Raw genomic sequence first — 23,477 nt, forward strand, 5'->3', positions numbered from 1 at the left:
GACGCCTGCGGATTCAGCGGTAATGAAGCCCCATGGCGGCCCGGACTTCCTCCAGGGTGTCGCGGGCGGCATCGCGGGCGTGCTCGCGACCTTCCTGGAGAATGGAATGAACCAGATCCGGATTGCCCTCATACTCCCTCGCGCGTTCGTGGAGCGGACGCTGCTCCTCGACAATCGCGTCAATCAACGGCTTCTTGCAATCCAGGCAACCAATGCCCGCACTGCGACAACCGGTCTGCACCCACTCCTGAGTGTCAGCATCGGAATAGATCTTGTGCATTCCCCACACCGGGCACTTCTCGGGTTCTCCCGGGTCGGTTCGACGGACCCGCTGGGGATCGGTCTGCATGGTGCGAACCTTCTGGGCAACGCTGTCCGGCTCTTCCCGGAGACCGATATAGTTGTCGTAGGACTTGGACATTTTCTGCCCATCCAGCCCTGGCAACTTGGATTCCGGCGTCAGCAGCGGTTGGGGCTCCGGCAAAATCACCTTGCCGCCGCCTTCAATGTAACCGTAAAGACGCTCACGATCGCCCAGGGAGATATTCTGTTGCTCTTTCAGCAGAGCACGGGCCGTTTCCAGGGCGTCCATATCGCCCTCTTCCTGGTAACGCCTCTTGAGATTGCGATAGAGCTTGGCGTTTTTCTTGCCCATCTTCACGATGGCACCTTCGGCCTGGTCTTCAAACCCTGGCTCGCGACCATAGATGTGGTTGAACCGGCGCGCGATTTCCCGGGTGATTTCGACATGGGAAACCTGATCCGCACCAACAGGCACTTTTCCTGCCCGGTAAACCAGAATATCTGCACTCTGAAGCAGCGGGTAACCGAGGAACCCGTAGGTCGCCAGATCCTTCTCCCGCAGCTTCTCCTGCTGATCCTTGAACGTCGGCACGCGTTCCAGCCACCCGAGGGGCGTGATCATCGAGAGCAGGAGATGCAGTTCGGCGTGCTCGGGCACCTGCGACTGGATAAACATCGTGGACGAGCCCGGGTTCACGCCGGCCGCCAGCCAATCAATGACCATATCCCAGACGCTTTGTTCAATGCCGGAGGGGTCATCGTAGTTGGTGGTGAGCGCGTGCCAGTCCGCCACAAAGAAAAAGCATTCGAATTCATGCTGGAGTTTAACCCAGTTTTTCAGCACACCGTGGTAGTGGCCAAGGTGAAGCTTGCCGGTCGGACGCATGCCGGACAAAACCCTTTGCTGGGAATCTACAGAACTCAAAGCACGAACTCCTTATTTGGTGTTGGAACCGCCATCATAGTTCAGGCGACCCGGCATTATAAATAAAAAACCCCCGCTCTGCAGGGCAGAAACGGGGGTTTTTACTGAAAGAAGGCCAGCTTACCAGCCAGTGACTTCCTTCAGGGCCTGACCGATCTCGGCCAGACTGCGTACGGTGCGAACACCAGCGTCTTCCAGGGCAGCAAACTTATCGTCCGCAGTACCCTTGCCACCGGAGATGATGGCGCCCGCATGGCCCATACGCTTGCCCGGAGGCGCAGTAACACCGGCGATGTAGGAAACCACCGGCTTGGAGACGTTCTGCTTGATGTAGGCCGCAGCTTCTTCCTCGGCGGTACCGCCGATCTCGCCAATCATCACAATGGCTTCTGTCTCGGGATCTTTCTCGAGCAGGGCCAGAATGTCGATGAAGTTGGAGCCCGGGATCGGGTCACCACCGATACCGATACAGGTGGACTGACCGTAGCCGAAGTCGGTTGTCTGCTTGACCGCTTCGTAAGTCAGGGTGCCTGAACGGGACACGATGCCAACCTTGCCCTTCTTGTGGATGTGGCCAGGCATGATGCCGATCTTGCACTCGTCCGGAGTGATAACACCCGGGCAGTTCGGACCAATCATGCGAACGCCTTTGCGATCCACGTATTCTTTGGCGTACAGCATATCGATAGTCGGGATACCTTCAGTGATACATACGATCAGCTGAATGCCGGCATCCGCCGCTTCGATGATGGCGTCCTTACAGAACGGCGCAGGCACGTAGATAACGGTCGCTTCAGCGCCGGTTGCTTCAACGGCGTCACGCACGGTGTTGAACACCGGCAGACCCAGATGCTCGGTACCGCCCTTGCCGGGGCTGACGCCACCAACCATCTTGGTGCCGTAGGCAATCGCCTGCTCTGAGTGGAAGGTGCCCTGTGCGCCGGTAAAGCCCTGACAGATAACCTTGGTGTCTTTGTTAATCAGGATGCTCATTATTTACCCCCTGCGGCTTTAACAACTTGCTCTGCCGCATTCGACAGACTGGTAGCGGCAATGATGTTCAGACCGCTCTCGGCGAGTACCTGAGTACCCTTCTCCGCGTTGTTGCCTTCAAGGCGAACCACAACAGGAACCTTGACGCCGACTTCCTTCACGGCACCTATGATGCCCTCTGCAATCATGTCGCAGCGAACGATACCACCGAAAATGTTGACCAGAACCGCCTTCACATTGGAGTCAGACAGGATGATCTTGAATGCCTCGGAAACACGCTCCTTGGTTGCACCGCCGCCAACGTCCAGGAAGTTGGCAGGCTGGCCGCCGGACAGCTTGATGATGTCCATGGTACCCATGGCCAGGCCGGCACCGTTGACCATGCAGCCGATGTTGCCTTCCAGGGCTACGTAGTTGAGCTCCCACTTGGCCGCTTCCGCTTCCCGGGAATCTTCCTGGGAGGGATCGTGCATCTCGTGGATCTTCTTCTGACGGTACAGTGCGTTGCCGTCGACGCCGACTTTGGCGTCCAGGCAGTGCAGATCACCAGCGGGGGTAATAACCAGCGGGTTGATCTCTACCAGTGCCAGATCGCACTCTTCGAACAGCTTGGCCAGACCAACGAAGATCTTGGTGAACTGGCCGATCTGCTTGCCTTCCAGGCCCAGCTTGAACGCAAGCTCGCGGCCCTGGTACGGCTGAGCGCCAACCAGCGGGTCGATTTCGGCTTTCAGGATCTTCTCGGGCGTTTCTTCGGCAACCTTCTCGATCTCAACACCACCTTCGGTGGAGGCCATGAACACGATGCGGCGAGTGCCACGGTCAACAACCGCGCCCAGGTAGAGCTCCTGGTCGATGTCGGTGAGGGATTCAACCAGGATCTTGCTCACCGGCTGGCCGTTTTCATCTGTCTGGTAGGTTACCAGGTTCTGGCCCAGCCACTTCTCGGCAAACTCACGGATCTCTTCTTTGCTCTTGACCAGCTTTACGCCGCCAGCCTTACCACGGCCACCTGCGTGAACCTGGGCTTTCACAACCCATGCATCACCGCCGATTTCACCAGCTGCGTCTACAGCTTCCTTCGGAGTATCACAGGCAATGCCCTTGGATACTGGCAGGCCATATTCAGCGAAAAGCTGTTTGCCCTGATATTCATGCAAATTCATAGTCAATGTCCCGAATTAAAAAATTCCTGGTTTGCGTTACTTCTTCTTGCGGCGGTTGGCGATGTGGATCGCGCCACCACCGACGGCCAGAGCTGCTTCATGCACGGACTCGGACAGAGTCGGATGTGCAAAACAGGTCAGGGCCAGATCTTCGGCGCTGGAACCGAATTCCATGGCGATTACGCCCTGGGCAACGATTTCAGAGGCCTGGGGACCAACTACATGGAAACCGACAATGCGGTCAGTTTTTGCGTCAGCAATGATCTTGACCAGACCGGACGCCGAGTTTGCAGCCATTGCACGACCGTTGGCCGCAAACGGGAAGGTACCTACGTTGTACTCTTCACCTTCTGCCTTCATCTGCTCTTCGGTTTTGCCAACCCAGGCAACTTCCGGGAAGGTGTAGACAACGTTCGGGATGCAGTCGTAGTTCACCTGAGGCTTGTGCCCGGCGATACGCTCCGCAACCATGATGCCTTCTTCAGACGCCTTGTGGGCCAGCATGGGTCCACGAACCACGTCACCGATCGCCCAGACACCCGGGGCTTCGGTTTTACAGTTGTCATCAACAAAGATGAAGCCGCGCTCATCCATCTGGACGCCGGAGTCTTCCGACAACAGGTTGTCGGTGTAGGGTCGACGACCAACAGCCACGATCAGCTTGTCGAACTTGGCTTCGTGCTTGCCCTTGGAATCCTCGTAGTTCACGTTCACCAGCTTGCGCTTTACTTCCGCGCCAGTCATACGTGCACCCATGACGATGTTCAGTCCCTGCTTCTGGAACTGTTTCAGGGCATCTTTTGCTACCTGCTGGTCAACGGCCGGCAGGAAGGTGTCTTGGGCTTCCAGAACGGTGACTTCCGCGCCCAGGCGGGCCCAGACACTGCCGAGCTCCAGGCCGATAACGCCGGCACCAATCACACCCAGACGCTTCGGCACCTCGGTGAACTCGAGGGCACCCTCGGAATCCACGATGTATTCGCCGTCGAAAGGCGCGGGCGGAATCTGGATCGGCTTGGAACCGGTGGCCAGAATGATGTTTTCGGCTTCGTAGGTCTTCGACTTGCCGTCCTTGTCGGTTACTTCCACCTTGCGGTTGGCCAGCAGTTTGCCGTGGCCATGGATGGAAGTCACGCCGTTAGACTTGAACAGGCCTGCGATACCGCCGGTCAGCTGCTTAACGATGCCGCTCTTGCGCTCCATCATCTTGCCGATGTCCATTTTGACATCCTTGGCGATGATGCCCTGCATCTCGAAATCGTGGCTGGATTCCTCAAACTTGTGGGAAATTTCCAGCAGCGCCTTGGAGGGGATGCAACCAACGTTCAGGCAGGTACCGCCCAGCACCTGTGCCTTACCGTCTTCTGAAGTCCAGGACTCGACACACGCGGTCTTGAGACCCAGCTGTGCCGCTTTGATGGCAGCTACGTAGCCCCCGGGGCCTGCACCAATGACAATGACGTCGTACTTATCAGACATACTTTTATCCCGTTTCCGATTCGTTAAATGTCGGCTCAGACGTCCAGCAGAATACGTGCCGGGTCTTCAAGCATTTCCTTGATGGCAACGAGGAACTGCACCGCTTCCTTACCATCAATCATCCTGTGGTCGTAAGAAAGCGCCAGGTACATCATCGGCTGAATTTCCACCTTGCCGTTCACGGCCATCGGACGCTCCTGAATCTTGTGCATGCCCAGGATGGCTGTCTGGGGCGGGTTCAGGATCGGTGTGGAAATCAGCGAACCGAAGATACCGCCGTTGGTAATTGTGAAGGTACCGCCGGTCATATCTTCAATGGCCAGTTTGCCATCTTTTGCCTTGGTGCCGTACTCGACGATCTTCTTCTCGATGTCGGCCAGACCCATGGCGTCGGAATCACGCAGAACCGGAACCACGAGGCCGCGATCGGTGGAAACCGCCACGCCGATGTCCTGGTAACCGTGATACACCATGTCGTTACCATCGATGGACGCGTTCACCGCCGGGAAGCGCTTCAGGGCTTCGGTGGCGGCCTTGGTGAAGAACGACATGAAACCAAGCTTGATACCGTGACGCTTCACAAAGCTGTCCTGGTACTGCTTGCGCATCTCCATGATCGGGCCCATGTTCACCTCGTTAAAGGTGGTCAGCATGGCTGCGCTCTGCTGGGCATTAACCAGTCGCTTGGCAATGCTCGCACGCAGGCGGGTCATCGGTACGCGCTTCTCGGGACGTTCGCCCTGGCTAACGTTGACTTCCGGCATACCAGCCGCAGGCTGAGGTGCGGCAGCACCGCCGGAGGACTTGGCACTGTCTACGTGGTTCTGAACGTCTTCCTTGGTTACGCGGCCATCTTTGCCGGTACCCTTGATGCTGTTCGGATCGACGTTATTTTCCTCAGCCAGCTTTCGGGCCGCCGGGCTCAGGATGGCTTCGCCGGAAGACGCCTCGCTCTTGGCTTCTTCCTTCGGAGCCTCTTCCTTGCTCTCTTCTGTCTTACCCTCGGCAGGCTTGGATTCGCCCTTGGCGCCTTCCTTGAACTTGCCGACTACCTCACCACTTTCAACGGTATCGCCTTCGTTCTTGATAATTTCCTCAATCACGCCGTCCGCCGGCGCAACAACCTCAAGAACAACCTTGTCGGTCTCGATATCGACAATCAGCTCGTCACGGGAGCAGGCTTCACCCGGCTGCTTGTGCCAGGTCGCGACAGTACCTTCCGCGACCGACTCCGGGAAAACGGGGGCTTTAATCTCAGTTGACATTACAGATCCTTAGTTCGGTAGCTCGTCAAATTTCAAACGCGTCGTTAACAAGTTTCTTCTGCTCTTCAATGTGGACCGACATATGGCCACAGGCAGGAGCAGCCGAAGCGTCACGACCGGCATATTGAAGGTACAGCTTGGGGTTCTTGCGATGCAGCGCATTACGCATGTGATGCTGGCTGCAATACCACGCCCCCTGGTTCATCGGCTCTTCCTGACACCAGACAACGTGCTTGAGCTTGGAGTACTCGCTCAAGAGCTCGTCAAGATCGTCTCCGGGGAAAGGATACAGCTGTTCGATCCGGACAATGGCCACGTCATCACGCTCGTCCGACTTCTTCTTCTCAAGCAGATCGAAATACACCTTGCCTGAGCACAGGATCAGACGGGTGACTTTCTTCGGATCGGACGGCTCTTTCTCGGGCAGCACTGTCTTGAAGGTACCGCTGGTCAGATCATCAAGATCAGACGTCGCTTCCTTATGCCGCAGCAGGCTCTTGGGCGTAATCGCAACCAACGGTTTGCGCAACGGGCGCTTAACCTGGCGACGCAGCATGTGGAATACCTGGGAAGGCGTGGTCGGCACGCAAACCTGGATATTATGCTCTGCACTGAGTTGCAGAAAACGCTCGAGGCGCGCCGAGCTGTGCTCTGGCCCCTGCCCTTCGTAACCATGGGGCAGCAGCAGGGTCAGACCGCAAAGGCGTCCCCACTTGTGCTCACCACTGGTCAGGAACTGGTCGATTACGACCTGGGCACCGTTGGCAAAATCGCCGAACTGCGCTTCCCAAACCACAAGCCCATCCGGCGCGGTAGTGGCGTAGCCGTACTCGAACGCCATTACGGCTTCTTCCGACAGCAGCGAGTCGTAAATTTCGAATTTAGGCTGATCTTCCGACAATTCCGCCAGAGCAATATGGGTTGAGCCGTCTTTCTGATTGTGAAGGACCGCATGGCGGTGAGAGAACGTGCCACGGCCAATATCCTGCCCCGTAAGGCGGATTGGGTGACCTTCGTCCAACAGCGTCGCGTACGCCATGACTTCACCGTAGCCCCAGTTGATAGGCAGGGCGCCGGCGGTCATTTTTTCGCGGTCGGAAACAATCTTGGAGACCTGACGCTGGATACTGAAACCTTCAGGGACCGAGGTCAGTTTCTTGCCCAGCTTCTGGATAGTCTTCAGCGCAACGCTGGACTTGCACTTGGCTGTCCACTCGTGGCCGAGGTAAGGAGTCCAGTCAACGTAGAGCTCTTTGTTGGGCTCCTTGACCAGGGATTTGACCACGTGCTCGCCATTGTCCAGGGCGTCACGGTAGTCGTTCTCCATCTGCTTGGCTTCTTCCTCGGTAATAACACCGGCTTCCACCAATTGATCCACGTACAGGTTGCGGGTGGTCTTCAGCTTGCGGATTTTCTCGTACATGACCGGCTGGGTCGCTGCCGGCTCGTCCGCTTCGTTGTGACCGCGACGACGATAGCAGACCAGGTCGATCACGACGTCGTTCTTGAATTCGTTGCGGTAATCCATGGCCATCTGTGTCACAAACATGACCGCTTCAGGGTCATCCGCATTCACATGCAGAATCGGCGCCTGGATCATCTTGGCAACGTCGGTACAGTATTCCGTGGACCGCGCATCTTCCTGCTTGCTGGTGGTGAAACCAACCTGGTTGTTGATCACGATATGAATGGTACCGCCAACGCCGAAACCGCGGGTCTGGGACATCTGGAAGGTTTCCATCACCACGCCCTGGCCGGCAAACGCCGCGTCGCCGTGCATGATAATCGGAACGACCTTGGTGCCCTCATTATCGTTACGGCGGGTTTGACGAGCCCGGACAGACCCCTCAACAACCGGAGAAACGATTTCAAGGTGCGACGGGTTAAACGCCATTGCCAGGTGAACTTCGCCACCTGGCGTCATCACATTGGATGAGAAGCCCTGATGGTACTTAACGTCACCAGAGCCAGAATCTGCAAGCTTCTTGCCCTCGAATTCGTCAAAAAGCTCCCGCGGGTTCTTGCCCAAGGTGTTAATCAGGACGTTGAGGCGCCCACGGTGAGCCATACCCAGGACTATTTCCTTGGCGCCATAGGAGCCGGCACGCTGAATCAGCTCGTCCAGACAAGGGATCAGACTCTCGCCACCCTCAAGGCCGAAGCGCTTCACGCCCGGGTAGCGGGACCCCAGGTACTTTTCGAGGCCCTCGGCGGCCGTCAGGCGCTCAAGGATATGCTTACGGGTGTTGTCTTCGTATGCCGGACGTGAACGGACAGGCTCCATGCGCTGCTGGAACCAACGCTTGATGCGGGTATCCACCACGTGCATGTATTCGGCACCGATGCTCTCGCAATAGGTCTGGCGCAGACCGTCGACTATGTCCCCGAGCTTCATGGTCTCGGAGCCAAGGTTCAGGGAGCCGGTCTGGAATTCGAGATCCCTGTCAGAGTCGGATAGCTCATGAAATTCGGGATCGAGGTCTTCGACCCGGGGACGCTGCCATACACCGAGCGGGTCCAGCTTAGCTTCCTGATGACCGCGGAAGCGATAGGCGTTGATCAGCTGGAGAACACGAATCTGCTTTCTGTCCGCATCAGACGTGGCGCTGGCGGGAACGCCGCCGCTGGCAAGAAAGCGCTGATTGCGGGAAATGTGTTCAAACTGTTCGCGGATGGAAGAGTGGACAATGTCACGGCCCTTGTAGCCATCGACACTGGGAAGCTTGTCGAAATAGCTGCGCCACTCTTCGGGAACGGCGTTGGGGTCTGTCAGGTAGGTTTCAAAAAGCTGTTCAACATAGGCGAGATTTCCACCCTGGAGGTGGGAAGTCTGCCATAACTGCTCCATTATGCTTTCGTGCATCTTGAATAGCTCACCTTGGGCTGGTGCGGGGAGCCCGATATGGTCGGCCAGGGGTATTTCTCAGTCAATACGGGTTTTTACGGGATCGACTTTGGCCACCACACCCGACATGGATGTTTTCCATTCCCCGGTGGTTTTTATACTCAGCAAAACAGGGAGAAAACTTTATAAGTTCCCGCCACAGCTTGCGTAGTGTGCACCCGGATAAGACCTTTGACTATAAGCCTTTGGTTGAAGGCCCCGCAAACTTGCGAGGCCTTCCGGGTACTAACCTGATCAGAACAGTATAGCGTCTGTCGCAAATCCTGCTGCTTAAGTAGCCCTTTGCAGCAGAAGATTCCGAATGTGGCCGATAGCCCTTGTGGGGTTCAGGCCTTTCGGGCAGACACTTACACAGTTCATGATGCCCCGGCAACGGAACACGCTGAACGGGTCATCAAGGTTGGCAAGTCGCTCCTCCTGGGCTGTATCCCGGCTGTCAGCCAGGAAACGGTAGGCCTGAAGCAGGCCGGCAGGACCGATAAACTTGTCAGGGTTCCACCAGAATGACGGGCAGGACGTGGAGCAGCAGGCACAGAGAATACACTCGTACAGGCCGTCCAGCTTCTGGCGGTCTTCCGGAGACTGCAGCCGCTCGATCGCAGGCGCAGGCTTGTCGTTAATCAGGTACGGCATGACCTTTTCGTACTGCTTATAGAAAAGACTCATGTCTACAACCAGATCACGAATAACCGGCAGGCCCGGCAGCGGCCGCAGAACCAGCTTATCGCCCTTCACCACCTGGGAAACCGGCGTGATACAGGCCAGGCCGTTCTTGCCATTCATGTTCATGCCGTCGGAGCCGCAAACGCCCTCCCGACAGGAACGGCGATAGGCCATTGAAGGATCCCGCTCCTTGACCAGGTTCAGCACGTCAAGAACCATGAGATCCTTGCCTTCCGGAATTTCGACATCCACGTCCTGCATATAAGGCGCGTTGTCGGTCTCCGGGTTATAACGATAAAGGCTTACTAACATTTTCGGAGTCCCCCTTAGTAAGTCCGGACCTTCGGCTCGAACTTGTCCACCGTCTTCGGTGCAAAGTTCACATCACGCTTGCCCACTCGCTTTTCCAGCGGGAAGTACATAGAGTGCTTGAGCCAGTTCTCGTCATCACGCTCGGTGAAATCGTTCCTGGCGTGGGCACCACGGCTTTCCTTGCGCTCGAACGCGGAAATCGCTGTGGACAGGGCAACCTCATAGAGGTTGTCCAGCTCGAGCGCCTCGATACGAGCAGTGTTGAAGGCGTTACTGGTATCAGCCAGCTTGGTGTTGCGAACACGCTCACCAATGGCTTCCAGTTTCTTGAGCCCCTCTTCCATGCTCTTGCCGTCACGGAATACACCGAAGTACAACTGCATACAGTTCTGAAGATCTTTCCGAACTTCCGCAACACTCTCGCCTTCGGAGGCGTTGTTCAGGCGGTCAAGCCGCGCCATCGCGCGCTTGATGTCGTCTTCGCTGGCACCGTCGACCTCAAAGCCGCCACGAAGCTGCTCCTCGATGTGCAGACCCGCTGCGCGACCGAAGACCACCAGATCCAGCAGAGAGTTACCACCCAGACGGTTGGCACCGTGTACCGATACACAGGCTGCTTCACCACAGGCGAACAGTCCGGGGATCGGCTTGTCCTTGCCGTTTTCGTCCTGGGTCAGCGCCTGACCACCAACGTTGGTCGGAATACCGCCCATCATGTAGTGACAGGTCGGAACAACCGGGATCGGCTCTTTCACCGGATCAACGTGTGCAAAGGTGCGGGACAGCTCACAGATGCCCGGCAAGCGCAGATTCAGGGTTTCTTCGCCCAGATGATCAAGCTTCAGCAGCACGTGATCCTTGTCGGGACCACAGCCACGACCTTCCAGGATCTCGATAACCATGGCGCGGGCAACTACGTCCCGGCCTGCCAGGTCTTTCGCGTTCGGCGCATAGCGCTCCATGAAACGCTCACCCTCGGCGTTGATCAGATAACCACCCTCGCCTCGGCAACCTTCGGTTACCAGGGTGCCGGCACCGTAGATACCGGTCGGGTGGAACTGCCACATTTCCATATCCTGCATCGGGAAACCGGCGCGCAGCGCCATGCCGATACCATCACCCGTGTTGATCAGGGCGTTCGTTGTGGAGGCGTAGATACGACCCGCGCCACCGGTAGCCAGTACGGTTGCCTTGCACTTGATGTAAGCAACTTCGCCGGTCTCAACCTCGATGGCGACCACACCAACGACTTCGTCCTTGCTGTTCTTGACGAGATCGACCGCGTACCACTCGTTCAGGAACGTGGTGCCGCCCTTGATGTTGGCCTGATACAGGGTATGCAGAAGCGCGTGACCGGTACGGTCGGCAGCTGCACACGTACGTGCTGCCTGAGTCGGATTGTCCGGGCCCTTGGACTGGCCACCGAAAGGACGCTGATAGATGCGACCCTGCTCGGTACGAGAGAAAGGAAGACCCATGTGCTCAAGCTCGAACACCGCCTGAGGGCCTACAGAACACATGTACTCGACGGCATCCTGGTCGGCAATGTAGTCCGAGCCTTTTACTGTGTCATACATGTGCCAGCGCCAGTCGTCGTTCGGATCAGCACTGGCAATCGCACAGGTGATACCGCCCTGCGCAGAGACCGTATGAGACCGCGTGGGAAAAACCTTGGTGATACACGCGGTATTGACGCCGGATTCGGTCAGCTGAAGCGCGGCACGCATGCCGGAACCGCCGCCACCGATAACAATTGCGTCAAAGGACATGGTCTTGATATTAGCCATCGATTAAAGCCCCCAAATAATTTGAATACCCCAGACGACGTACACAAAAACACCGAGGATAACCACTGCCTGGGCCAGCAACCGTTGTCCAGCGGATTTCATGTAATCCGTTGTAACTGTCCACAACCCGACCCATGCATGCCCCGCAATCGACAACAAAGCCAGAAGCGTGAATATCTTCACCCATGCCTGATCGAACAGAGCAGACCAGGTTTGATAGTCGACGTCGGTGGAGATGAAAAAGCCGAGTAAAAACAGCGTGTACAGGGCTAATACGTAGGCCGAAACGCGCTGGATGATCCAATCCTGAATTCCGTTACGACCGATATTCGTGACACTGTTCATGCCCATACCCAAACTCCTGCCAAAAGGATGAGAATGACGGAAACCGCAACCGTGATCTTTGATGCCAGGCGGCCGCTTTCCAGCTCTTCACCAATGCCCATGTCCATGAACAGGTGCTTGATGCCTGCAACCAGGTGGTACAACAGAGCAGACAAGATGCCCCAGGTAATCAGCTTGGCAAGGAAGCTGTCCAGCAGTTCACTCACGCGACTGAAGCCCTCTTCCCCGGACAGGGAAAGCTGGAGCCCGTAAAGCATGAACGCAACAGCAACAAACAGGATGATGCCGCTGATGCGGTGCAATATGGACGTAATGGCTGGCAGCGGAAAATGAAACTTGCCGAGATCGAGATTTACTGGTCGTTTGCTATTCACAGCGCTCTCACACTCTCTCTTAGTTCCGCGGGACCGGAAAACCGGGTGCGGATGGTTGGTATGTAAGGATCGGCATGCCGCTACGAAACCGGCATACGATTGGCTTGGAAGAGAAGAAACCTTTTCCACAACTGCCTGTCTAGAAAGCTGCCATAAAAGGTTTATCCCCGATTCCGGGCTAGGGATTATAAGGAGTACCCTAACCAATTACAAACGTGCAACGTCGCTCAGGCCGCGTATTTCAGGGGGTTAAGCCAGCGATAAGGAGGATTGACAAATCCTTTTCCTGCCCGAATCCGTTGTCATTCGGGATATCCCTGATTTACAGCCAATGTCAAATTATGGGTTTTCCCGACTCTTCCATTGACAAAAAAAGCCAACGCCCTATATTTTGCCGCCAGTTTTGCGATAATACGCGCCTTCTAGCGCATCTATAACTGTAGATAAAGCTGTCAAAGCTGATAAATAGGAGAGCACCATGACCGACAGGAAAGCCACGCTCTCGGTGGGGGACAAGTCCATTGAGCTACCGGTTTATTCAGGCACCGTCGGCCCTGACGTTATCGACGTACGAGGCCTAGTCCAGGAAGGCGTTTTCACATACGATCCCGGATTTGTATCCACAGCAGCCTGCGAATCGGCCATTACCTACATCGACGGAGCAAACGGCGTTCTCCTGCACCGCGGCTACCCGATTGAGCAGCTGGCCGAACATTCTGACTACCTTGAAGTCTGCTACCTCCTCCTTCACGGCGAACTCCCGAGCGCCGAGGAAAACCAGAAGTTCCACGACACCATCAAAAACCACACCATGCTGCACGACCAGATGCGGAACTTCTTCCAGGGTTTCCGTCGTGACGCACACCCGATGGCGATCATGTGTGGTGTGGTCGGCGCTCTGTCTGCCTTCTACCACGGCGAAATGGACGTTGCCAGCCAGGAGCAGCGGGAAATTACCGCGCATCGCCTGATTGCAAAAATGCCGACCATTGCCGCCTGGTGTTACAAGTATGCCATTGGACAGCCTTTCATTTATCCGCGTAATGACCTCTCGTACTCGGAGAACTTCCTGCAGATGATGTTTGGCGTTCCTTGCGAGGAGTACAAGCCGAACCCGATCCTGGCCAAGGCCATGGACAAGATTTTCATCCTGCACGCGGATCATGAACAGAACGCCTCAACGTCTACGGTGCGCCTGGCCGGCTCTACCGGCGCCAACCCCTATGCCTGCATTGCCTCCGGCATCGCGGCCCTGTGGGGACCCGCTCACGGCGGCGCCAACGAAGCGGTTCTGGACATGCTGGCCGAAATCGGCGACGAATCCAACATCGAGAAATTCATTGCCAAGGCTAAGGACAAAGACGATCCGTTCCGCCTGATGGGCTTCGGCCACCGGGTATACAAGAATTTCGACCCGCGCGCCAAAGTAATGGCTGAAACTGCCCACGAGGTGCTGACCGAGCTGGGCCTAGAAAACGACCCGCTGCTGAAGATCGCCCAGCGTCTCGAGAAGATCGCGCTGGAAGACGAATACTTCGTCAAGCGCAAGCTCTACCCCAACGTGGATTTCTATTCCGGCCTGATCCTCAAGGCAATCGGAATCCCGACGTCGATGTTCACCGTTATCTTCGCTCTGTCGCGTACCATTGGCTGGTTCTCGCACTGGAACGAAATGGTAAGCGGCGACTATCGCATCGGCCGTCCGCGTCAGCTCTACACCGGCTCGGATTCCCGGGATTATCCGGCCAAATAAGTCTGACTTGCCGGGCAAAGCACGCAAAGGCCGCTGATTCAGCGGCCTTTTTTATTGCGTGCTGGCCTGCCCTAATGTGCTAAGTTAACCCGATAAAAACATAAGAGGAGAAAGCGATGACTACAGCAGCATTTATTGGCCTGGGCGTCATGGGTTACCCGATGGCCGGCCACCTGGCGAAGGCGGGGCTCGACGTCAGGGTCTGGAACCGGACCAATGCCAAAGCCGAGCAGTGGGCAAACGAATACTCGGGAACCAGCTGCACCACCATTGCTGAGGCCGTGAGGGGCGCGGATATTGTTTTGACCTGTGTTGGGGCCGATACCGACCTCATGGCCGTTTACGGGGGTGATGAAGGTATTCTCGCCAATGCCTCTGAAGGCGCTGTGCTGGTCGATCACACTACGGCTTCTGCCGGCATTGCCGAGTATCTCGCTGACGCTGCCGGTAAAAACAACATGGGATTTGTGGACGCGCCTGTATCCGGCGGCCAGCAAGGCGCTGAAAACGGCAAACTGACCATCATGTGCGGCGGCTCGGAACAGGACTATGCGAAAGCCGAGCCGGTTATGGAGCACTATGCGCGGGCACTCAATCGAATGGGCCCAGCTGGCAGTGGCCAGAAAACCAAGATGGTGAACCAGATCGCGATTGCCGGTCTCGTTCAGGGGCTTTCAGAGGCCCTGCACTTTGCCGAGCAGGCCGAACTGGATGTGGCGAAAGTGGTGGACGTGATTTCAAAAGGCGCAGCCCAATCCTGGCAGATGGAAAACCGCTCGGGAACCATGATTGCAGGAGAGTTCGAACACGGCTTCGCCGTTGACTGGATGCGCAAGGACCTCGGGATTTGCCTTGAGGAGGCGAGAAAAGTGAACGCTTCTCTGCCGGTGACCGCACTGGTCGATCAATTCTATGCGGATGTCCAGTCGATGGGCGGTAAACGGTGGGATACTTCATCTCTCATACAGAGACTGAGAAAATTCCGCTAAGGTATTGAGTCCGGGGTCGTTTGACGGCAATCAGCCCACGACCCCGGAAACCAGCAGACGTTACTTTTTCTTGTCCTGTGGTTGCCACTTACCGTTCACATACCACGCAGACCAGCCCGTCGCCTTGCCATCCTTTTCAGACATGACGTACTGCTCCTTGCTCTTGCGGCTGTAGCGAATCACCGTCGGATTACCCTCGGGGTCACGCTCGGGCGCATCCATCAGGTAGTCGTGCTTCGGATCAATCTCCTTGCGGTGCGGTTTAATCTCCATCACCAGCGGTGGCCGCGTTTCCCGATTTTTCGGGAATTTGCTGGCAGCCAGGAATAAACCGGACGCACCGTCCCTGAGAACGTAAGTATCATCGACTTTCTGACATTGGAGCTCGGGCATTGGCACCGGGTCCATTTTGGGCGGAGCGGGCTCGCCATTTTTCAGCAACTTGCGGGTATTCTTGCAGTCGGCATTGGTGCATCCGAAATATTTGCCAAAACGCCCGGTTTTAAGCTGCATCTCGGAGCCACACTTATCGCACTCAAGAGTCGGCCCATCGTAGCCCTTGATGCGGAACGTGCCCTTTTCCACCTCGTAGCCAGAGCAATCCGGATTGTTACCGCAAACATGCAGCTTGCGGGTTTCGTCCACCAGGTAGCTGTCCATGGCGGTGCCACACTTGGGGCAGCGACGTTTCTTGCGCAGCAGACGGGTTTCGCCCTCGCCCTCGACGTCATCGTCGGCGCTGACAACCTCATCACCGGACACGAGGTTAATGGTAGTCTTGCAACGCTCTTTCGGTGGCAAGGAATAGCCAGAGCAACCCAGGAAAACACCAGTGCTGGCCACCCGGATCTGCATATTCCGGCCACAGCTCGGGCATGGAATGTCCGTTTCAGTCGGCGTGTTGGCGCGCATGCCGCCGTCTTCACCACTCTCGGCTTTTTCCAGCTGCTGCCGGAACCGACTGTAAAAATCATTCAGGACTTTCTTCCACTCGACATCACCCTCGGCAATCTCGTCGAGCTCATCTTCCATCCTCGCGGTGAAGTCGAAGTCCATCAGGTTCGGAAAAGATTCCGACAGGCGCTCGGTAACGATCTCGCCCATCTTCTCGGCGTAGAACCGACGGTTCTGCAGCCTCACATAGCCGCGATCCTGAATCGTGGAAATAATCGATGCGTAGGTCGACGGACGGCCAATGCCCTGCTTTTCGAGCTCCTTGACCAGACTGGCCTCGGTGTATCTGGGCGCCGGCTTGGTAAAGTGCTGCGTAGGATCCAGTTTCTTGATATCCAGCACTTCATCCACCTTAATGTCAGGCAGAGCAATGTCTTCGTCTTTCTTGGCGGCCTGGGGTGCTGCCTTCAGGAAGCCGTCGAACTTGATGATCCGGCCCCGGGTACGGAGCTCATAGTCACCGTTGGCCACCACGATGGACGTACTCAGGAATTCGGCGTCGGACATCTGACAGGCAATAAACTGACGCCATATGAGGTCGTAGAGCTTCTCGGCATCCTTCTCAAGGCCACTGATATCCGCCGGACGACGGCTGACTTCGGTTGGGCGAATGGCCTCGTGCGCCTCCTGGGCGCCCTCTTTGCTGCCGTAGACACGGGGCTTTTCCGGCCGGTATTTGTCGCCGAACTGCTTTTCGATATACGTACGGCAACTGTTGATCGCATCCTGACTCAGATTGGTTGAGTCCGTCCGCATGTAGGTAATGAAACCGGCCTCATAAAGACGCTGGGCCAACATCATCGTCTTCTTGACGCTGAAACCCATCCGGTTACTGGCAGCCTGCTGCAGCGTAGACGTAATAAACGGCGCGGACGGCCGCGAACGGGTCGGCTTGTCTTCCCGCTTGGCAACCTTGAACGTACCCGCCTTCAGCCGGCTGACGTGGTCACTGCTCTGCTGCTCATTGACCGGACGATAGGGCTTGTCCTCGTGGCGAGTCACCTCGAAACGGACCGGTTGATCGGCCTTGGCAGACGCCAGATCGGCGTGCAACTGCCAGAACTCCTCCGGAACGAACTTCCGGATTTCACGTTCACGCTCGACTATCAGCCGCACCGCAACGGATTGAACACGGCCGGCGGAGAGGCCGCGGGCAAGTTTGGCCCAAAGCAGGGGCGACACCATATAGCCAACAACCCGGTCGAGGAAGCGACGGGCCTGCTGTGCGTTAACCCGGTTATTGTCGAGAGTGCCTGGATCCTTGAACGCTTCCTGAATCGCACGCTTGGTAATTTCGTTGAACACCACGCGCCGGTACTTCTCAGGTTCGCCACCAATGGTCTGCTGAAGGTGCCAGGCGATGGCCTCCCCTTCACGGTCCAAATCCGTTGCCAGATAGATATGGTCTGCTGATTTGGCCAAACGCTTGAGTTCGCTGACCACCTTCTCTTTGCCGGGAAGGATCTCGTAACGGGCACTCCAGTCCTGGTCCGGGTCGACACCCATACGGGCGACCAGCTGTTCGCGGGACTTGCGCTTTTTATGCACAGCCTTCTCTTCAGGGCTCATCTTCCGGGTGATAGCAGCCTGCTTCGCACGCTCTTTGGGATCGGACTGGGATCCGCTGCCACTAACGGGAAGATCACGAATGTGCCCGACGCTCGATTTGACGATGAAGTCAGAGCCCAGGTACTTGTTGATGGTCTTCGCTTTCGCTGGTGACTCGACAATTACGAGACTTTTACCCATATCGGAGTTCTGTATCCTTGGCGATAAATCGGTCAATAAATCAGCAAACCGTAAACTCGCTGTAAAATCAGTCGGCTAGAAAACACAAATACGCCGCCATTTTGTATAGGCTCACTGTTTTACAGGGTCAAGAATAGCAAGACAACCCATTCTTTGGTTTCAATCCTGCTTTTTTTCACATTCGGGAACCCTGTTGGGCCCGCCTGCTGAAACAGAAAGGCCCGGCATTTGCCGGGCCTTCTGAAACCGCGAAATGCAATCCGGTTAATGGATTACAAACGCTCCCAGACCGTTGCAATGCCCTGGCCCAGACCGATACACATGGTGGAAACACCAAGCTTACCGCCTTTGGCCTGCATTACATTCAGCAGGGTTGTAGAGATTCGTGCACCAGAGCAGCCCAGCGGATGGCCCAGGGCGATCGCGCCGCCGTTCAGGTTCACTTTTTCTTCCATAACGCCCAGTAGTTTCAGGTCCTTCAGGACAGGCAGGGACTGGCCGGCGAAAGCCTCGTTCAGTTCCCAGAAGTCGATATCCTCGACTTTCAGGCCTGCGCGCTTCAGGGCTTTCTTGGTGGCCGGCACCGGGCCGTAACCCATGATCGCGGGATCACAGCCGGCAACGGCCATGCTGCGGATCTTGGCAATCGGCTTGAGACCAAGTGCCTCTGCACGCTCTGCAGACATCAGCACCATCGCTGCCGCGCCGTCGGTCAGCTGGGAAGACGTACCGGCTGTTACGGTACCGTTCTTCGGATCGAACGCCGGCTTGAGCTGGCTCAGGGACTCGGCCGTGGTCTCCGGTCGAATGGTCTCGTCTTCCTCGATCAGCACCTTGAAGCCGTTCTCGTCGTGACCTTCAATGGGCACGATTTCGTTCTTGAAACGGCCTTCTACGGTCGCTTCATGGGCCAGACGATGGGACCGAGCACCGAACTCGTCCTGCTGCTCACGGGTAATCCCGTGCATCTTGGCCAGCATTTCCGCGGTCAGGCCCATCATGTTGGACGCTTTTGCGGTGTACTTGGACGCAGCCGGGTTATGGTCGAAGCCTTCGGTCATGGGTACGTGCCCCATGTGCTCAACACCACCCACGAAGAACACATCACCGTTGCCGGTCATGATGGCCTGGGCTGCAGTGTGAATCGCGCTCATGGCAGAGCCACACAGGCGGTTCACGGTCTGAGCGGCAGACTCGTGGGGAATGCGGGTCAGCAGGGAAATCTGACGCGCCACGTTGAAGCCCTGCTCCTTGGTCTGGTTTACACAGCCCCAGATTACATCTTCAACTTCTTTCGGGTCGAGCTTCGGGTTGCGCTCAAACAGTGCTTCGATCAGATTGGCGGACAGGGTCTCTGCACGCACGTTCCGGAAACAACCGTTTTTGGCACGACCCATCGGAGTCCGCACGCAATCGACGACGACAACGTCTCTCGGATTAAGGCTCATAGATCTTTCTCCGTTCGGAAATCTCGTTCAGGGTTAGCCAAAGAACTTTTTGCCAGTCTTGGCCATTTCACGCAGCTTCTCGGTCGGGTGATAAAGAGGACCAAGGTCTGCAAACTTGTCTGCCAGTTCGACGAACTTGTCTACACCCATATCGTCGATATAGCGCAGGGCACCACCCCGGAACGGCGGGAAGCCGATACCGAAAATCAGGCCCATATCAGCATCTGCCGGATCTTCGACAATGCCGTCTTCCAGGCAGCGAACGGTTTCCAGGCAAAGAGGAATCATCATACGGGCGATGATGTCTTCTTCGCTGAACTCGTTCTTACCCTGAACAACAGGCTCGAGCAGCTTGTAGGTCTCTTCGTCGACAACCTTCTTCTGCTTGCCCTTGCGGTCCAGTTCATACTTGTAGAAGCCCTTGTCGTTCTTCTGTCCGTAACGGTTGTTATCGAACATCACGTCAATGGCGGTTGTACCTTCGTGCTTCATCCGATCCGGGAAGCCGTCTGCCATTACTTCGCCAGCGTGCTTGCCGGTATCCATGCCGACCACGTCCAGCAGGTACGCAGGACCCATGGGCCAGCCGAACTTTTCCATAACCTTGTCGACGTGCTGGAAGTCAGCACCGTCACGTACCAGGCCGATAAAGCCGCCGAAGTACGGGAACAGAACACGGTTGACCAGGAAGCCCGGGCAATCGTTTACAACGATCGGGGTCTTGCCCATGGCCTTGGCGTAGGCCACCGTGGTTGCAATGGCGCGATCACTGGTCTTCTCGCCACGGATAACCTCAACCAGCGGCATCATGTGCACCGGGTTGAAGAAGTGCATGCCGCAGAAGTTTTCCGGACGCTTCAGGTTCTTGGCCAGCAGGTCGATGGAAATCGTCGAGGTGTTGGAGGTCAGGATGGTATCGTCGCGAACCGCATCTTCGGTTTCACGCAGTACCGCATCTTTCACCTTCGGGTTTTCAACAACCGCTTCAACCACCAGATCCACATTCTTGAAATCGCCATAGTTCAGGGTCGGCGTGATGCTGTTGAGCACGTCGGCCATCTGATCCGGCTTCATCTTTCCTTTTTCAACACGCTTGGACAGAAGCTTCTTGGCTTCTTTCAGACCCAGGGCGATACCGTCCTGGTTGATGTCCTTCATGATGATCGGCGTGCCTTTCAAGGCAGACTGGAAGGCAACCCCACCGCCCATGATACCGGCACCCAGAACGGCAGCCAGGTTCACGTCGTTGGCTTCTTTTTCCCAGGCCTTGGCCTTCTTCTTCAATTCCTGATCGTTCAGGAACAGGCCAACCAGGCAAGCCGCTACATTGGTCTTGGCCATCTTGGCGAAGCCTTTGGCTTCGACTTCGATTGCCTTGTCGCGGGTCATGCCGGCATGCTTCTGCATGACCTTGATGGCCTCGACAGGAGCCGGGTAGTTCTTGCCAGCCTTGCCGGCAACAAATGCCTTGGAAATCTCGAATGCCATCATGCTTTCCATGGCATTGAGCTTGATCTTGCCCTTCTTCTCTTCACGACGGGCTTCGTGGTCCAGCTTGCCTTCGTTGCACTGGTTAATAATGGCAACAGCAGCATCGACCAGCTTGTCGGACTCGAGCACGGCATCGACAGCGCCGACCTTCAGAGCGACGTCTGCACGGTTCTCGGTACCACCGCTGATCCACTCAACGGCGTTGTCCACACCGACCAGACGGGACAGACGCACGGTACCGCCAAAGCCCGGGAAGATGCCAAGCTTCACTTCCGGAAGACCAACCTTGGCCTTCTTGTCCATCACGCGGTAGTCGGTTGCCAGACACATCTCGAAACCGCCACCCAGCGCCATACCGTTGATCGCGGTAACGGTGGGGAACGGCAGATCTTCAACAGCGTTGAAGACTTCGTTGGCCTTGAGGTTGTTGGCTACCAGATCCTCTTCCGAGCCCGCAAAAAGCTCGGTGAATTCGGTAATGTCGGCACCAACAATGAAGCTGTCCTTGGAGCTGGTGACTACCAGACCCTTCAGGTTCTTCTGCGCTTTCAGTGCGTCGGTCGCGGCGCGGAGCTCTTCAATAGTAAGACGGTTGAACTTGTTTACTGACTCGCCCTGCAAGTCGAAGTTCAACTGAGCGATCCCGCCTTCGATCTCTTTAACCGTGATGGCTTTACCTTCGTAAATCATCAACTGATCTCCAGTCTGTGTTTGGAACTGCTTCCAACCGGGCGGTACTTTTTGATTTACCGGCACGGCTGTTTGTGCAGCGAGATTTCGGTCACTGCCCGATCATCCGATCCAAAAATTCATACAGTCGTTTGAATCGTGAGGGCACACGATGAAAAAAAACGGCGCATTTGTCAATTTGTTTCTTTCGGGAGGGCTGCAAAAGTCCCCGAAATACCGGGGGCAACCGAAGAAAATTGGAGCGGAATTGTTATGTTTCAATGAACTGGAAGCCACTGCTCAGAAAAAACCGGAACTTAGTCACGCAAATTTCAAACTTATTTACATTTACGGGCTACAACGCCGCCAAAACTGCTTGATTGGCTGACGGAGTTACTTTACCTTCGATCTACGACTTTGGTCCACAACAATAAAACCGCATTACGGAGACCCATCCGATGAAAGACGCAAACCTGCGGGTACGCTCCCTTGTAGCCGCACTGATTCTCCTTGCACTCACGTCCATGGGTGCCCGCGCTCAAGACAGTGCCGACGGATTTCTCTCCGATCTTCACAATTTCCGGGTCAGCAACTACATGGCTCTGGACGCCTATTACCGTTTCAGCGGAACCGGAGATACCGGCACCTTGAACGAGATTGTGCAGGGCATCAACTCGGCCAACGATTCCATGAATTCCATCGCGGGCAGCGATTCGGGCGTCCTGTCAGCCGAGGAAGTTGAGGGGCTGAACCAGGAATTTGACAAGTTCAAGAATCTGATGCGGGACAACATTAACGATGTGCGCAACCAGGGCTACCCCGATTTGCGACTGGTCTCAGACATGGCCAACCAGGCACTCACCATGAACGTGAAAGCCACCGAGCTATACAAGGTTGCCCAGGAGAGCTCACAGACCGAGACCAACCCAAGAGTTGAAGCGGCCCGTTCGGCTGCCGTAAAAATGGCGCAGATGATGGCGAAGTATTCTGTGAGGACAAACTCCTCTGTCGCCCAGACGTTCCAGGGCTCCTCAACGGAAACCCCGCTGGATGAACAGGCTCGGGAGCTGGACCAGTTGCTCGCATCCGTTATACAGGGCCAGGGAACACCAGAGCTCAAGGACGCGCTTAACGACATTTCTGCCAAGTGGCAGTTTATCCGCGGCTCCTACATTAACTACAACGAAAACAACGTGGGCTTTGTGATCGATCGCTATTCCAAGGGTATCCTGAAAGGACTTGCGACAACCATTGAGCTGCTCAAGGGTAACGCCTGACCCCCCCTGCTCTTTCTGGCAGGCCTAATTGCCTGCCAGAAAAGCAATTTTCCGCCTCTGTTTTTGATACCCGTCAGTTTCCCGCTACACTTTCCCGACCCGATTTAAGGTACTATCCTCAGAATAATATCCCGTGTGCGAAGGAGCGATACGATGTCTGCCTATAAAAAGATGCTTGTTGCGATTGACCTGACAGAAGAAGCCCCACAGGTCCTGGATAAGGCAAAGGCCATAAGCGAAGCCCATGGTGCGGAGCTGATGCTGGTTCATGTGGTGGAGCCTGTCGGCTATGCCTATGGTGGCGATATTCCGATGGATCTGACCGAGCTACAGGACCAACTCGACAAAGCAGCTCGCGAGCAATTGGGAACCTACGGCGACAAATACGGTGTGGCCAAAAACAATCAGGTGGTGACGGTCGGGCGCCCCGAGTCCGAAATCCACAGGCTTGCGAAGGAACAGGAAGTAGACCTTGTGATCGTGGGCAGTCATGGCCGGAAGGGTTTTCAGCTTTTGCTGGGCTCCACCGCAAACGGGGTTCTGCATGGAACCGAATGCGATGTTCTGGCCGTTCGCATTCATTAAGGTTTGACCAACAAATAGGCCCGGGGTGTGGACCCGGGCCTGCTG

Annotated in this window: 17 protein-coding genes; 4 read left to right on the forward strand and 13 right to left on the reverse strand. The window is 56.1% G+C overall.

Annotation, left to right across the window (positions count from 1 at the left end; genetic code table 11):
- Nucleotides 1-13: 13 nt before the first annotated feature.
- The 10 genes from CFB02_RS06745 to sdhC form a co-directional block, all read right to left on the reverse strand.
- Nucleotides 14-1,228: a tryptophan--tRNA ligase gene (locus CFB02_RS06745; RefSeq protein ID WP_088557412.1), complete on the reverse strand. Its 1,215-nt coding sequence runs from the start codon at nt 1,226-1,228 to the stop codon at nt 14-16.
- 120 nt (nt 1,229-1,348) lie between these two features.
- A complete protein-coding gene (gene sucD, locus CFB02_RS06750) occupies nt 1,349-2,221 on the reverse strand; it encodes a succinate--CoA ligase subunit alpha (RefSeq protein ID WP_008174394.1) in 873 nt (290 codons plus the stop codon).
- A complete protein-coding gene (sucC, locus tag CFB02_RS06755) occupies nt 2,221-3,387 on the reverse strand; it encodes an ADP-forming succinate--CoA ligase subunit beta (RefSeq protein WP_008174392.1) in 1,167 nt (388 codons plus the stop codon). Before sucC ends, sucD begins: the two co-directional genes overlap by 1 nt.
- Before the next feature lie 36 nt (nt 3,388-3,423).
- Nucleotides 3,424-4,866 carry a dihydrolipoyl dehydrogenase gene (gene lpdA, locus CFB02_RS06760; protein WP_008174390.1) on the reverse strand — a complete coding sequence of 481 codons (1,443 nt, stop codon included), beginning with the start codon at nt 4,864-4,866 and terminating at the stop codon, nt 3,424-3,426.
- Nucleotides 4,867-4,901: 35 nt separating this feature from the next.
- A complete protein-coding gene (gene odhB / locus CFB02_RS06765) occupies nt 4,902-6,131 on the reverse strand; it encodes a 2-oxoglutarate dehydrogenase complex dihydrolipoyllysine-residue succinyltransferase (protein WP_088557413.1) in 1,230 nt (409 codons plus the stop codon).
- Between the two features lie 25 nt (nt 6,132-6,156).
- Complete coding sequence (locus CFB02_RS06770; RefSeq protein ID WP_088557414.1) at nt 6,157-8,994, reverse strand: 2-oxoglutarate dehydrogenase E1 component; 2,838 nt, start codon at nt 8,992-8,994, stop codon at nt 6,157-6,159.
- Between the two features lie 312 nt (nt 8,995-9,306).
- Entirely contained in the window at nt 9,307-10,011 is a 705-nt protein-coding gene (locus CFB02_RS06775; protein ID WP_008174383.1) for a succinate dehydrogenase iron-sulfur subunit, read from the reverse strand.
- A gap of 14 nt (nt 10,012-10,025) precedes the next feature.
- A complete protein-coding gene (gene sdhA, locus CFB02_RS06780; RefSeq protein ID WP_088557415.1) occupies nt 10,026-11,798 on the reverse strand; it encodes a succinate dehydrogenase flavoprotein subunit in 1,773 nt (590 codons plus the stop codon).
- Nucleotides 11,799-11,801: 3 nt separating this feature from the next.
- Complete coding sequence (gene sdhD, locus CFB02_RS06785; RefSeq protein WP_014576925.1) at nt 11,802-12,149, reverse strand: succinate dehydrogenase, hydrophobic membrane anchor protein; 348 nt, start codon at nt 12,147-12,149, stop codon at nt 11,802-11,804.
- Entirely contained in the window at nt 12,140-12,517 is a 378-nt protein-coding gene (sdhC, locus tag CFB02_RS06790; RefSeq protein WP_014576924.1) for a succinate dehydrogenase, cytochrome b556 subunit, read from the reverse strand. Before sdhC ends, sdhD begins: the two co-directional genes overlap by 10 nt.
- Nucleotides 12,518-12,995: 478 nt before the next feature.
- On the opposite strand from sdhC, the gene gltA reads away from it, so the two are divergent.
- Together gltA and CFB02_RS06800 are read left to right on the forward strand one after the other, a co-directional pair.
- Nucleotides 12,996-14,270, forward strand: coding sequence for a citrate synthase (gltA, locus tag CFB02_RS06795; RefSeq protein ID WP_008174375.1), 1,275 nt, complete (start codon nt 12,996-12,998; stop codon nt 14,268-14,270).
- 116 nt (nt 14,271-14,386) lie between these two features.
- On the forward strand, nt 14,387-15,259 hold the full coding sequence (locus CFB02_RS06800) for an NAD(P)-dependent oxidoreductase (RefSeq protein WP_088557416.1): 873 nt from the start codon (nt 14,387-14,389) through the stop codon (nt 15,257-15,259).
- 60 nt (nt 15,260-15,319) lie between these two features.
- Here the strand turns inward: CFB02_RS06800 and topA are convergent, their stop codons facing one another.
- From topA to fadB, 3 genes are all read right to left on the reverse strand, one after another.
- Nucleotides 15,320-17,962, reverse strand: coding sequence for a type I DNA topoisomerase (gene topA / locus CFB02_RS06805; protein WP_088557417.1), 2,643 nt, complete (start codon nt 17,960-17,962; stop codon nt 15,320-15,322).
- A 272-nt stretch (nt 17,963-18,234) separates the two neighbouring features.
- Nucleotides 18,235-19,410 carry an acetyl-CoA C-acyltransferase FadA gene (gene fadA, locus CFB02_RS06810; RefSeq protein WP_088557418.1) on the reverse strand — a complete coding sequence of 392 codons (1,176 nt, stop codon included), beginning with the start codon at nt 19,408-19,410 and terminating at the stop codon, nt 18,235-18,237.
- Nucleotides 19,411-19,443: 33 nt separating this feature from the next.
- The gene (fadB, locus tag CFB02_RS06815; protein ID WP_088557419.1) at nt 19,444-21,591 is read right to left on the reverse strand and encodes a fatty acid oxidation complex subunit alpha FadB; all 2,148 of its coding nucleotides are present in this window, start codon (nt 21,589-21,591) and stop codon (nt 19,444-19,446) included.
- 437 nt (nt 21,592-22,028) lie between these two features.
- Here fadB and CFB02_RS06825 point away from each other — a divergent pair, with 437 nt between their 5' ends.
- On the forward strand, nt 22,029-22,847 hold the full coding sequence (locus CFB02_RS06825; RefSeq protein ID WP_088557421.1) for a hypothetical protein: 819 nt from the start codon (nt 22,029-22,031) through the stop codon (nt 22,845-22,847).
- 153 nt (nt 22,848-23,000) lie between these two features.
- The gene (locus CFB02_RS06830; RefSeq protein ID WP_008174363.1) at nt 23,001-23,432 is read left to right on the forward strand and encodes a universal stress protein; all 432 of its coding nucleotides are present in this window, start codon (nt 23,001-23,003) and stop codon (nt 23,430-23,432) included.
- The last annotated feature ends 45 nt before the right edge of the window (nt 23,433-23,477 follow it).

The organism is Marinobacter sp. es.042 (genome assembly GCF_900188315.1).
In the GTDB taxonomy this organism is placed as follows: domain Bacteria; phylum Pseudomonadota; class Gammaproteobacteria; order Pseudomonadales; family Oleiphilaceae; genus Marinobacter.